Origin of the sequence: Rahnella variigena, assembly GCF_003610915.1 — a bacterium.
Classification (GTDB): Bacteria; Pseudomonadota; Gammaproteobacteria; order Enterobacterales; family Enterobacteriaceae; genus Rahnella; species Rahnella variigena.
In genome coordinates this window covers 1,766,252-1,778,071 of sequence record NZ_NSDJ01000001.1, presented here as the reverse complement: position 1 = coordinate 1,778,071, position 11,820 = coordinate 1,766,252, and the positions used below count along the sequence as shown (strand labels likewise).

Sequence of the window (11,820 nt, the reverse complement as noted above, 5' to 3'; positions counted from 1 at the left end):
CCTTTTACTGACTTTCATTAAACAAATCAGACGTAAAAATAGATGGCCAAAAAGTGGCAGGCACTGCCGCCGAGCACGAACCCGTGCCAGATGGCGTGACCGAAACGAAAGCGTTTAGAGGCGTAGAAAATAACGCCCAGCGTGTATACCACACCGCCCAGCGCCAGTAAGGCTACGCCACCCAGCGAAAGTGTAGTCGCCAGCTGATAAATCACTATCAGCGACAGCCAGCCCATCGTCAGATAAGTGACCAGCGAAAGCACTTCAAAGCGGTGCGCAAACGCCAGTTTAAAAATCACGCCGAACAGCGCCAGCCCCCAGATCACCGCCATCAGCCCTTTCGCCAGCGGGGAATTAAGCCCGACCAGCAGGAACGGCGTGTAGGTTCCGGCGATCAGCAAATAAATCGCGCAGTGGTCAAATTTTTTCAGCCAGTATTTGGCTTTCTGATGCGGTATCGCGTGATACAGCGTGGAGGCCAGATACAGCAAAATCATGCTGCCGCCGTACAAACTGTAGCTGGTGATTGCCATGGCGCTGGCGTTATCGCCAACTGCCTGAACCAGCAACAACACCAGCCCGACAATCCCAAAAACCAGACCAACGCCGTGACTCAGGCTGTTGGCAATTTCTTCAGCCCACGGATATCCCTGTGGTGATGGAGACAACTTACCCATACGTTGAGGATCCTCAAGACAAAAAAGTAAAAATCATTGTTTATAAAACGTTCCGACGGAATTAGCTTAACTGAGAACAATTCCAGTGTACATCTGTAAGCTTAAAATGAGTATTATCTGATGTAACAGTCTCTTAGCCGGATCATCATTTCACTCATCCTCGATCGTGAAGCCCTTCAATTCATTCGTTTTGTTTATAATTTACCAAAGTGACATTCAGACTACAGCGGAATTTTCCGCACCCAAAAACATGATTTTTTTATATCAAGCGACTAAGGTGTAGCGGAAAAATGAAAATAACGCCGTTTACCATGCCGTCAATATGACTAAGGTTTTAGTATGTCTGCAGCAACTACCCCGCTGAATTTTGGGGCAATGACCGAAGTTTTTCAGTTCCTGATGGAAATCGACAAGCTGAAAAGCGTGCAACGTCGCACCAAAGTGTTAGGCACTGAGCGTCAGGAAAACTCCGCAGAACACAGCTGGCATTTCGCCGTGGCAGCAATGTCCCTGGCCCCTTTCGCACCGGAAGGCGTTGATATCAATAAAGTCATCCGCATGGCGCTGATCCACGACATCGTCGAAATCGATGCCGGTGATGTGCTGGTTTACGATCTCGCTGCCCGCGCGGCGGTTCACGATCAGGAAATCATTGCAGCGAAACGCCTGTTCGGCCTGCTGCCAGTGCCCCTGAGCACGCAGTTCCTGGATTTGTGGAATGAATACGAAGCGGGCGAAACCCCTGAAGCGCGCTTTGCGCTGGTGATCGACCGCGTGATGCCGATGGTCATGAACCTGAATAATCAGGGTCAGAGCTGGGTAGAGAACAATATCCGTCTCGAGCAGGTTCTGGCACGCAATGCCTTTATCGCCGATATTCATCCTGAACTGTGGCTGCACATCCGCAGTCATCTGGATAACGCCCATCAGCAGGGCTGGCTGAAGTGATTTTTTGCTCCTTCCTGTGACAAGGAAGAAAACCGGCTGGTTTTAGCTCCTTCCCCTAGTGAAAGGGAAAGGAGCAAGATCAACTGCGACATCGGGATCAGCACCTGAAATACCACCAGCCACCAGCGGCAGCCTTCCATCAGCGCGGCTTCTTCGATTTCACGGGCAATACTGAGAAATGCCTGACGCATCAGGATGTTAGCCACATTATTGAGCAGTGCGCCAGAAGACTGAAACCTGGATCAGCCGTAGATAGTTTTGCGGACCGACAAACGGCGGCGCGTCCGACGACAGACGTCTGTCAGACAGGCTGTCTGTAGCTGACTGAAATAAGGCGCCTATCCTGTCCTGCGTTTGTGTCATTTACATGGCGGGAATATGATGATTTTTGAATCAAAAAAAAGCATTGTTACTGAACAAAATAGAGGTCGGGTGTCAGATTAAACGGTAACATGCGGATATAACCCCATTAAAATGGGGTTGAATTGAGATATATAAAAACAGAATCAGATTGATTGGTAAAACTATAAATAGTTCCTTTAACTGTAAAGTAAAGATTTTTTCCCTTCAATTGCATTTTAACATCGGAATCTGAAGTAAACAGAACAGAAGGATAATCTCTGATATTTTCCAGAAACTCTTTCTCTGTTTTTGCAGATGGATAAAGATAATATTTATACGTATTTTCCGTCGTTGCACCCGCACTACCTTCAGTCACATAAAGGGTATTAAATTCGCCAATACTTTCCTTTCGTATAATCGTTTGTTCATAAGGTGAAAAATCTAATACCATCTTAATTAAATACCCCAGAAAAGCTATAACCAACACGATGAAAATATACCTTTTCCTAAAAACCCGTTCTTTTTGCATAATCAATCCCTGCTCTTATCCATGTCTGGTCTTTAGGATCATCCCAATGGGAGTTTGGCCCCTCATAACTACATTTTAAACCACGCAGATATTAATCACTTTGATATTAGAAACAAACCTTTTAAATATAAATAAATCAACTTAAATCATACAAAAAACATATAAAAACACGTGGGGTATATTTTATATTTATCTTAAGGTTTACACGAAACCAACACCCCATCCCAGCCTTCCCCTCGTGAGAGGGGAAGGAGCAAAAGATTAAGCCCGTATTTGTGTTATCCCGAGCGCAACCCCCGCCTTCTCTGACAATTCAAACAGTGCCGGAAGCAGATGCGCGGAGGCTTTCAGATAGGCGCTAACCTGCGAAACGCCTTCCGGCGGCAACAGTTCGCTATTCTCCAGCCCTTCACTCAGGCACAGCAAACCCTGGCAAAGCCCTTCGGCGGATTCAGATGCGACACCGCCCAGATAGTAAAGCAGGGGATCGGTGAAATGGCTCAGTTCCAGATTGGCAATCAGGCCTCGGAAAACAGTGAGGGAATTTTCGGGATAGGTGGTTTCGGTATTCATGTCAGTCATGATGATTATTCCATTACTAGATTTTGAATTTCATCACGCCTTCAGGTTCCAAACTAAAGGTGTGACTCAGGCAGGTTTGGAACTCCGGATCTAGCGACCGGCCAACCATTAAGATTGCCCTGCCTAAGCCACGAATTGAGTGTGCACGTAGCCCCTGAAAAAACACAAGTTTTTTCAGTTCCAGATGTTCGGAGTTCCAAGTCCGGCTACGGATTTTGCCGCAGCGAAGCGACTATATTCCTGCCATTTTTCGAATGAAATGGGCTGGATAGATTTACAGGAAGTTGCTTTGAAATCTGGAAGATGTCTCGCAGGAATAACGCCGGTCGACTCCCTCACCTGCGAAGGGGAGGGTTGGGTGGGGTATTAAAGCAAAATCAAAAAGTTGAAGTGTGCTTTGACAGCAGGTATAAGCCCTTAAAACCCCCTCCCAACCTCCCCCTTCGCAGGGGGAGGAGTAAAGAAAATCCGCAGCTTTCGCAGGAGCAAAGAAAACCCGCTTCAAACCACCACAACCGCCATTCTTTCCCGTGCTTCTTCGTACGTCGGCATTGATGCGGCTGCGCCTGCGCGTTCCACACATACAGAAGCATAAGCAGATGCGAATTGTGCAGCTTCGGGGAGTGTGGCACCGGCGGCAAGCTGGGAGGCCAGTGCGCCGTTAAAGGCGTCGCCTGCGCCGGTGGTATCGACCGGGGTCGCCGGACAGGCCTGAATAATCTGCGTTTCGCCGTTCACCGAAAGCAATGCGCCCTGCGTGCCCAACGTGATGATCAGCGCCTGGATCCCTTTGGTATGCAGCGCGTGAGCAGCGCGTTCGGCGGAGGGAATATCGCAGACTTCAATGCCGGTCAGCAGCGTGCATTCTGTGGCGTTGGGCGTGAGTAAATCCACCTGAGCCAGTAAATGGTCAGAAACCGGCTGGAACGGCGCGGGGTTGAGGATAATGTAAGTGCCGTTGTCCTTCGCGATGCCGATCAGTTTTTCAATCGCAGGCAGGTTATTTTCGAGCTGTGTCAGCAGGATATCAGCGGCGGCGACGGCCGGACGGCATTGTTCAACTTCTTCGTCGGTGACCGTCAGGTTTGCGCCCGGATCAACGGCAATCATGTTTTCAGCATCGGCTCCGGCGACATAAATCAACGCGTTGCCTGTCGGGCATTCGCTGGTGGAAAATAACGTGACCGCATCGAAACCGGCGCTATCGAGGTGGCGGCGGGCAAACATACCGAAATCATCGCGGCCGACTTTACCGATGTAATGCACCCGCGCACCGGCGCGCAGTGCGGCGACTGCCTGGTTTGCGCCCTTACCGCCTGCGCCCATCATACTGTTACGCGCAATCAGTGATTCTCCCGGTTTGGGGAAACGCGCCATGCCTGCCACGATATCGAGGTTGAAAGACCCAAATACGCATACCTTGCCTTTGTTCATGCCTCTCTCCTGAAGGAAAATGCTCCGGCGGCCAGACCTGGCTGCGACGGAAAAATGCGCTGTGCGGCTAAACATGCGCCACGGCAACCGGTCTCGTCGGTGACGGCGCTGAAATGAATGGTCAGGCCGTTCGCCGGATATGGGCTGCGTAAATGGCTGCGTAACTGCTGTTCCAGTTCGGCCAGCGGGAAGTTCTCCATCGCCAGCACGCCACCGCCCAGCACCAGATATTCGGGATCCAGAATGTTCATCTCACTGGCGACAGTACGCGCCAGTCGTGCCACAAATTCAGTTAAATCCACATGCCCGGCATGACGTACAAACAGGTCAGCGAACGGCGTTTGTGGCGCATGTTGTCGCGCCCAGCCGGTCAGCCAGTTGCCGGACGTCAGCGTCTCGACGCAGCCGGTTTTGCCGCACGGACAGAGCAGCGGATTCTCCGCCAGCGGAATGTGCCCCAGTTCGCCCGCACCGCCGTTCGCGCCGTGGTAAAAATCACCATTGATCCACAAACTGTTGCCCAGCCCGGTGCCGAGATACAGCCCGACAGCAACATCCGGCAGCGCGCTGTGCTGTGTTAAATCCCACCACATCAGATGGTTAACATCTTTATCCATCGCCACCGGCAGGTGTAAACGTTGCGAGAGCAGCGCCGCCACCGGCTGATTATCCAGCGCGGAAATGAACGGCAGTGAAAGCACGGTCTGGCGATCGCGGGACAATACGCCCGGCAGCCCGAGCATCACCTGCGCCACCTGATGATGCGGATCCTGTTCCTGCAAATACGCCGTGATCAGGTTTTCCAGCCCCTGTAACGGGTCAGTCTGCCCCGCCCAGCTTTGGGTCGGGGTTTTGTGGTAGCCGCGAAAATTTTGCTGGCTGTCCATCAGCATTAAACGGGTATTGGTGCCCCCGACATCCACTCCAAGAAAGTGCGGCATACGGCTCTCCTGCCCTCAGGCTGCGTGACGCGCCTGACGCATCTGATCGAGCATTTTGTCCCAGGCAACATCCAGATCGTTGTCCAGCGTGAACAGGCCGGAGCTGCCGACGATCAGCACTTCCGCCCCCGCGCCCATCAGATCCTGATAAGTCCGCAGGTTGCAGGAGCCGTCGATTTCGATCAGATAGCGGTAGCCTTTTTGCTGTTTGAGATCACGCAGTTGTGCGATTTTCCCCAGCATTTCAGGGATGAAAGGCTGACCGGCATAGCCCGGATCGACGGTCATCACGGTGATTTTATCCAGCAGATGAATGTAGTGCTGGATGTATTCCACCGGTGTCGCGGGGTTGAGCACCACGCCGACTTTTTTACCCAGCGAGCGGATCTGATTGATGATGCGGAACGCGTCGCGGTTAATGGTTTCTGCATGCGGACAGATAAAATCGGCACCGGCAAGGGCTATTGGCTCGATAAAGTCAGCCGGGTTTTCCACCATCATATGCACGTCCAGAACCAGCGGCGTATGCGGGCGGATCTGCTCGATAAAGAACGGCGACAGCGTGATATTTTTGACGTAATGCCCGTCCATAATGTCAATGTGCAGCATGTCGGCGCGGCGGTTCAGTACCTCGAGTTGCTGTTTAATGTCGATCAGGCTCATGCACATCAGCGACGGAGAAATTTTGTATTCCATGATGTTTTCCTAAGTCAGAGGCAATTTTAAAAAAGTGTTTAAGGTTGAGCCGCCCGCGCTTTGGCAGCGCTCATTCGCCCCGCCCTTTTTTGCAGATAACGGCTGCGGAAGAATTTCAGCGCCAGCACCACGATCAGTACCGCGCCCCACATCGCCAGGCTGAAATGCGGGCTGACGTTCATCAGATTCAGGCCGGTGGAAATTACCTGCAGGACAATCAGCGAGAGCACCACACCTGCGACTTTGCCGAAGCCACCGTTGGGGTCGGTGCCGCCGAGAATGATGGCCAGCACCGTCAGCAGCAGATACGAGTCGCCGTAGCCCATGCGCGCCGAGTTGAAACGCGCCATCATGATGAGTCCGGCAATCACACATAACATGCTGGAAATCACGTAGATGGCGATCAGCACGCGGTGGGTATTCACGCCGCTGAAATGGGTGGCGTTGATGTTGCTGCCGCTCATGTAGATGTATTTACCGAGGCGGGTGCGTTCTAAAAACACCGCGATTAAGGCTGCGGTCAGCAGAAAGATGATTAACGGAACCGGCACGCCGAGCAGGGTTTCCGCGCCGATAAAGCGCACGATATCCGGCATACCGCTGATCGCCGCACCGCGTGAAAGGTAGATGCCGACGCCGTTCACCATGGTCATGGTCGCCAGCGTCACCAGAATCGGATGCGCGCCGACATACGCCACCAGCGCGCCGGTCAGCATGCCAATCACCAGCGCCAGAATCATTGCGCCGACCAATGCCAGCGTCAGCCAGACCGCCTGCATCGCCATGCTGGCATCCGGTGGCAGCCAGGTGAGAAACACCCACGCCATCAGTAAACTGGTCAGGTTGGCGGTGGCGATAATGCACAGGTTCAGGCCACCGCTTAGGATCGGGATAAACATCGCCAGCGTCAGTAAACCGAGTTCCGGCAGCTGGAAGGCGACGCTCATAAAGGTGGCGTCACTGAAGAAGCGCCCCGGCATCGCCAGGCTGAAGCCGATGATCACCACCAGCAATAACAGCGATAATCCCAATGTCGTGCTATCAATTTTCAGGGAAGCGATTTTCAGGCGAGGCCGCGCATCGGGCTTCGCGTTAAGACTCACATTTCTGCTTTTTGCGTACATAGCGGTTTTCCTCAGGCGAAGCCGACTTCGGTTTCTTTGCGTTTTTTGTAATGGGTGACGGTGATGGCCGCGACGATCACCACGCCGATGACGATGTTCATGAAGTAGCTGGAAACGCCGATCAGGTTGAGGCCGTTTTTCAGCACGCCAATCAGGAACACGCCCATCAGAGTGCCGACCACGCTGCCTTTGCCGCCATTAAGGCTGGCACCGCCAAGTACTGCCGCTGCAAGCACATCCAGCTCGCCGCCGACCAGCGCATTCGGCACCACCTCACCGACGCGATACACCTGCACCAGCCCGCCAATCGCCGCCATCGCGCCGAGATATCCGTAAGCAAACAGATGCAATAACCCGACACGGATACCGATACGGCGCGCAGATTCCTGATCGCCGCCGACGGCAAACAACTGGCGTCCGAGATGGGTTTTGTTGAGCAGGATCCAGCTCAGTCCGGCGACCGCCAGCACCACCACCACCGGCAAACCAATCTGATAATGCTGTTCGCCGACGCTGAACGGCAGCACGCGGATTGGCGTCGTCAGCCACTCCGGCAGGTCATACAGACTGGTGCCGTTGGTCAGCCACATCAGCATGCCAAACAGCAGCGACTGCATACTGATGGTGACGATGATCGACACAATGCGCAGGCAGTAGATCAGAATGGCGTTGATCATCCCCAGCACCGTGCCGATGGTGACCGCCAGTAAAATGCTGCCGGTCGGGCTGCTCAGGCCGTAGTGGATCGCCAGCGTGGCGATGATGTACTGCACGACAGAAGCCACGGCAGCGAACGAAATATCGATACCGCCGGTGACCAGCACAACGAACAGGCCGAGGGCGAAGATGCCGCTGACGGCGTAGCTTTCGGTCAGATCCAGCAGGTTCTGTAAGGTCAGAAACTGATTGCTGAGTAAGGAAAAGGTGACAATCACCACCAGCAATACCCAGGCTAAATAACCTTCGTTGCTGGACGGGCGTAACCGGCTGAGCTTAAGCATTGACCGCCTCCGCAAGTTGTTGCTGGGTGATCGCACCCGGCAGATATTCGCCAACCACCGTGCCCTCACTGAAATGCAGCACGCGGTCGCAGTTGAAATAGACTTCCGGCACTTCATCGGAAATCAGCAGGATTGAAATCCCCTCTTCCGCCAGCTGGTGGATCAGCTGATAAATGCTGGCTTTCGCGCCGACATCGACGCCGACCGTTGGGGAATCAAGGATCAGGATTTTCGGCTGTGTCAGCACCCATTTCGCGAGCACGATCTTTTGCTGATTGCCGCCAGAAAGCGTGGAGATCGCCTGTTCAGGACTGGCGACTTTGACGCCGAGTTTTTCGATCCACTGCTGGATGATCTTATTTTTGCGGTATTCGTCGATCAGGTGAAAACGGCTGCGCAGCTGATCCATGATCGCCAGCACAGTGTTGTCGCCGACGGATTGCTGCTGGATCAGGCCAAGCGTCAGGCGATCTTCCGAGACGTAACCGACGCCGGATTTGATCGCGTCTTCGTGGCTGCGAAAACGCACCGGTTTACTGTCGAGGTAGATTTTGCCGCTGTCCGGTTTGGTCATGCCAAACAGGCTGAGTGCCAGTTCGGTGCGGCCGGAACCAAGCAGGCCGCATAAACCAAGCACTTCTCCGGCGTGCAGTTTGAAACTGACGTCGTGATACTGCCCTGCGCGGCTGAGTTTGTCGGTTTCCATCATGATGCGTTCGTCATTCATGTTGGCGGCTTTCAGCCGGTAATCGAGTTTCAGGCCAGTCATCAGCTCGGTCAGGCGTTCGCTGCTGACTTCTGAGGCCGGGAATGTCCCGACTTTTTTACCGTCGCGGATAACCGTCACGCTGTCGGAAATTTCCAGCACTTCATCGAGACGATGGCTGACGAACACCACGCTGATGCCTTTGCTTTTCAGGTAATGCACAGTGCGCAACAGCTGATTCACTTCAGTTCGGGTCAGCGAGGCGGTCGGCTCATCCATAATCACTAATCGCGCATCGGCGACCAGCGCCCGGCAAATCGCCACCTGCTGGCGCTGGGCAATCGGCAACGTCGAGACTTTGCTGTCGAGATCCAGTGTGTAATTCAGTTCAGTCAGAATGCGCTGTGCGGTTTCCCGCAGACGTGACGGGCGATACCAGCCCATCAGCCCCTGTAAGTTGTGGTCGAAGGCGATGTTCTCGAACACGCTGAGGTTCGGGAACAACGACAAGTCCTGATAAATCACCTGCACGCCAAACTGCCGCGCCTGATCCGGACTCAGCTTGCTGAAACTCTGGCTGCCCTGCGAGGGCGAACTGAGCGTGATCTGGCAGCCGTTATCCGGCTGATAAACCCCCGAGATCACTTTGATCAACGTACTTTTCCCGCAGCCGTTGGTGCCCGCCAGGCAGTGAACTTCGCCCTGCATCAGCCGCAGGGAAATGTCGTTGAGCGCACGCTGCCCGCCAAAGGTCACCGACAGGTTTTGCACATCAATCAGCGGCGCGCTGTCTGTTTGAATGATCTCGGAGATTGCCATGATTACAGCCCCATTTTGACCAGTTTCGGCAAGTTCGCTTTGTCCAGGCTTTCGGTTTCGTTGCCCAGAATGGTGCGCGTTGCCTCGTCGACTTTCACTTTGCCCATGCCTTCAATAGTCATGCCGTCAGTGATTTTTTCGCCTTTCTCCAGCTTCTCGGCGATGCGCACAAAGACTTCACCGGCGACCATCGGGTTCCAGATAAAGCCGCCTTTGATGGCGCCGGCTTTCACCAGACTGGCGCCCTGACCCGGACTGAATGGCCCGAACACGCAGATGTCGTCAGTTTTGCCACGGTTAAGCACCGCGCGACCTGCGCCAATCGGGCCTTGTGAACCGATAGCCAGAATGCCTCTCAGGTTGGCGTCTTTGGACATCAGGTCGTTGGTGGTACGGATGCTGTCATCCAGCGATTCACCCACGCCAAATTTGTCGCCGACCAGATGCATATTCGGATAGTGTTCTTTCTGGTAATTGATGGCGGCATCGGCCCATTTCTGATGCAGTGGCACGGTAAGACTTCCGACGTATACCGCGTAATCACCTTTCTCTTTCATACACTGCGCCAGCGCGACCATGTGGTTAATGCCGTGCTGCGTGGCGTCGACCATTTCGAAATCCCAGTCGGCATATTTCTGATCCGGTGATTCATGCACGATGACTTTGATCCCGGCGTCGTGGGCGCGTTTCAGTACCGGCTCCAGCACGCGGGCATCGTTCGGCACTACGCCGATCACATCCACTTTCTGGGCGATCAGATCTTCAATCGCACGCACCTGCAACGCCGGATCCGCGCTGGTCGGCCCGACCTGCCACGCGTCGATCCCGCGTTTGGCCGCTTCGCTTTTGATCCCGGCTTCCATCGCGTTGAACCAGGCGTTACCGCCGACTTTCACCACCACACCCATGCGGATTTTGTCGGCGGCGTGCGCAGACAGGGACAACATGGCTGTGGCGAACAGGCAGGCAAGAACGGATTTCTTGATCATGTTTACTCTCCTGGTAGGTCAGTTATGTGCCGCAGCTAACGGGCCGTTGCGGCTGTTTTTAGTTTTTTTCTGTAGGGGTGACGGAGAAACTTCAATCACGTTAACGTTGCTCCAGGCCAGTTCCTGGCGGAATTCTTCATCCTCCAGATGGTCTGTTATCAGTGTGTCGATTTCCCGGTAGTGGCAGATCCGCGCAAAGGAGCGGCGGCCGAATTTGCTGGAGTCAGCCAGCAAAATTTTGTGCTCGGAGGAAAGCAGCATTTGCTGTTTCAGCCGCGCATGATGCTCGTTACTTTCACGGATGCCGCCTTCGTGACTGATGCCGTGACAGGAGAAAAACAGTTTGTTGATGACGAACTCTTTCAGCATTTGCTCGGCCAGTACGCCGACGAAATCTTCGTATTTCGCCGAGTATTCACCGCCCAGTCCGATCACCCGCACGTTAGCTTTCACCGCCAGCGTCTGGATGATGTGAACCGAGTTGGTCAGCACCACCAGCTGAATATCGGGCAACTGACGCGCCAGAAACCAGCTGCTGGAACTGCTGTCGAGCAGCAGGCAATCGCCGGGATTGATTAGCTGTAACGCCCGTTTGGCGATGCGCGTTTTACTGTCCGGCGACTGATTACTGCGGTCACGGAAGGATTCACCCTGTTCAATCTGCGAAGGCACATAGGTTTTTTCGCCCGCCGAATGCTCCATAAACACCGCGCCGCCGTGGCTGCGTAACAGCACGCCACGCTTTTCCAGCAGCGCCAGATCCCGCCGCGCGGTTTCCAGCGAGATGCGACATAACTGCGCCACTTCCTGTACCAGGATGCGTCCGCGCTGGCTGAGAATTTCGGTGATATAACGATGTCGCTCTACTGGCAGCATGTGGTGATTCCTCTTTCCCGATGTCAAATAGGATACGCAGCCGGGTATTTACGGAATGCGCAGTGCCTCAAAGGCGAATGTGCGCATTTTTTGCCACAATCGTCCTGTGATAGTTGTCACGAAAAGGTGAGAAAAGATGAAATGTTAAAGTTTGGA

12 protein-coding genes and 1 pseudogene are annotated in these 11,820 nt (G+C 53.8%); 1 reads left to right on the top strand and 12 read right to left on the bottom strand.

Going from position 1 to position 11,820, the window contains the following annotated elements; translation table 11 throughout:
- Window positions 1-26: 26 nt before the first annotated feature.
- Window positions 27-677 (bottom strand): PAQR family membrane homeostasis protein TrhA, encoded by a 651-nt coding sequence (gene trhA, locus CKQ54_RS08125; protein WP_120160928.1) that lies wholly within the window; start codon window positions 675-677, stop codon window positions 27-29.
- A gap of 339 nt (window positions 678-1,016) precedes the next feature.
- Between trhA and CKQ54_RS08120 the strand changes: the two genes are divergently transcribed.
- Entirely contained in the window at window positions 1,017-1,625 is a 609-nt protein-coding gene (locus CKQ54_RS08120) for an HD domain-containing protein (RefSeq protein ID WP_120160930.1), read from the top strand.
- Window positions 1,626-1,711: 86 nt separating this feature from the next.
- On the opposite strand, the pseudogene CKQ54_RS25650 reads toward CKQ54_RS08120, so the two are convergent.
- The 11 genes and pseudogenes from CKQ54_RS25650 to CKQ54_RS08065 form a co-directional block, all read right to left on the bottom strand.
- Window positions 1,712-1,819 (bottom strand): annotated as a pseudogene (locus tag CKQ54_RS25650) (carbohydrate ABC transporter permease); the annotation flags it as partial.
- Between the two features lie 275 nt (window positions 1,820-2,094).
- Window positions 2,095-2,496: a hypothetical protein gene (locus CKQ54_RS08110; RefSeq protein WP_120160932.1), complete on the bottom strand. Its 402-nt coding sequence runs from the start codon at window positions 2,494-2,496 to the stop codon at window positions 2,095-2,097.
- A 261-nt stretch (window positions 2,497-2,757) separates the two neighbouring features.
- Window positions 2,758-3,078 carry a hypothetical protein gene (locus CKQ54_RS08105; protein ID WP_120160933.1) on the bottom strand — a complete coding sequence of 107 codons (321 nt, stop codon included), beginning with the start codon at window positions 3,076-3,078 and terminating at the stop codon, window positions 2,758-2,760.
- A gap of 501 nt (window positions 3,079-3,579) precedes the next feature.
- Entirely contained in the window at window positions 3,580-4,512 is a 933-nt protein-coding gene (gene rbsK, locus CKQ54_RS08100; RefSeq protein ID WP_120160935.1) for a ribokinase, read from the bottom strand.
- Window positions 4,509-5,453, bottom strand: a complete 945-nt coding sequence (alsK, locus tag CKQ54_RS08095) for an allose kinase (protein WP_120160937.1) — start codon at window positions 5,451-5,453, stop codon at window positions 4,509-4,511. The genes rbsK and alsK overlap by 4 nt, the downstream gene beginning before the upstream one ends.
- A gap of 15 nt (window positions 5,454-5,468) precedes the next feature.
- Window positions 5,469-6,149, bottom strand: a complete 681-nt coding sequence (alsE, locus tag CKQ54_RS08090; protein ID WP_013576774.1) for a D-allulose 6-phosphate 3-epimerase — start codon at window positions 6,147-6,149, stop codon at window positions 5,469-5,471.
- Window positions 6,150-6,187: 38 nt separating this feature from the next.
- Window positions 6,188-7,273: an ABC transporter permease gene (locus CKQ54_RS08085; RefSeq protein WP_120160938.1), complete on the bottom strand. Its 1,086-nt coding sequence runs from the start codon at window positions 7,271-7,273 to the stop codon at window positions 6,188-6,190.
- An 11-nt stretch (window positions 7,274-7,284) separates the two neighbouring features.
- Window positions 7,285-8,274, bottom strand: coding sequence for an ABC transporter permease (locus CKQ54_RS08080; RefSeq protein ID WP_120160940.1), 990 nt, complete (start codon window positions 8,272-8,274; stop codon window positions 7,285-7,287).
- Entirely contained in the window at window positions 8,267-9,799 is a 1,533-nt protein-coding gene (locus CKQ54_RS08075; RefSeq protein ID WP_120160942.1) for a sugar ABC transporter ATP-binding protein, read from the bottom strand. The genes CKQ54_RS08080 and CKQ54_RS08075 overlap by 8 nt, the downstream gene beginning before the upstream one ends.
- A 2-nt stretch (window positions 9,800-9,801) precedes the next feature.
- Window positions 9,802-10,788, bottom strand: coding sequence for a substrate-binding domain-containing protein (locus CKQ54_RS08070; protein ID WP_425272784.1), 987 nt, complete (start codon window positions 10,786-10,788; stop codon window positions 9,802-9,804).
- 18 nt (window positions 10,789-10,806) lie between these two features.
- Window positions 10,807-11,664, bottom strand: a complete 858-nt coding sequence (locus CKQ54_RS08065; RefSeq protein WP_112288408.1) for a DeoR/GlpR family DNA-binding transcription regulator — start codon at window positions 11,662-11,664, stop codon at window positions 10,807-10,809.
- Between the last annotated feature and the right edge of the window lie 156 nt (window positions 11,665-11,820).

Excerpts from the sequence above, each read along its gene's own strand:
- CKQ54_RS08075 (WP_120160942.1), bottom strand. The coding sequence starts at position 9,799 with ATGGCAATCTCCGAGATCATTCAAACAGACAGCGCGCCGCTGATTGAT.
- CKQ54_RS08070 (WP_425272784.1), bottom strand. The coding sequence starts at position 10,788 with ATGATCAAGAAATCCGTTCTTGCCTGCCTGTTCGCCACAGCCATGTTG.
- alsE (WP_013576774.1), bottom strand. The coding sequence starts at position 6,149 with ATGGAATACAAAATTTCTCCGTCGCTGATGTGCATGAGCCTGATCGAC.
- CKQ54_RS08080 (WP_120160940.1), bottom strand. The coding sequence starts at position 8,274 with ATGCTTAAGCTCAGCCGGTTACGCCCGTCCAGCAACGAAGGTTATTTA.
- CKQ54_RS08065 (WP_112288408.1), bottom strand. The coding sequence starts at position 11,664 with ATGCTGCCAGTAGAGCGACATCGTTATATCACCGAAATTCTCAGCCAG.
- CKQ54_RS08120 (WP_120160930.1), top strand. The coding sequence starts at position 1,017 with ATGTCTGCAGCAACTACCCCGCTGAATTTTGGGGCAATGACCGAAGTT.
- CKQ54_RS08085 (WP_120160938.1), bottom strand. The coding sequence starts at position 7,273 with ATGTACGCAAAAAGCAGAAATGTGAGTCTTAACGCGAAGCCCGATGCG.
- CKQ54_RS08105 (WP_120160933.1), bottom strand. The coding sequence starts at position 3,078 with ATGACTGACATGAATACCGAAACCACCTATCCCGAAAATTCCCTCACT.
- alsK (WP_120160937.1), bottom strand. The coding sequence starts at position 5,453 with ATGCCGCACTTTCTTGGAGTGGATGTCGGGGGCACCAATACCCGTTTA.
- rbsK (WP_120160935.1), bottom strand. The coding sequence starts at position 4,512 with ATGAACAAAGGCAAGGTATGCGTATTTGGGTCTTTCAACCTCGATATC.
- trhA (WP_120160928.1), bottom strand. The coding sequence starts at position 677 with ATGGGTAAGTTGTCTCCATCACCACAGGGATATCCGTGGGCTGAAGAA.
- CKQ54_RS08110 (WP_120160932.1), bottom strand. The coding sequence starts at position 2,496 with ATGCAAAAAGAACGGGTTTTTAGGAAAAGGTATATTTTCATCGTGTTG.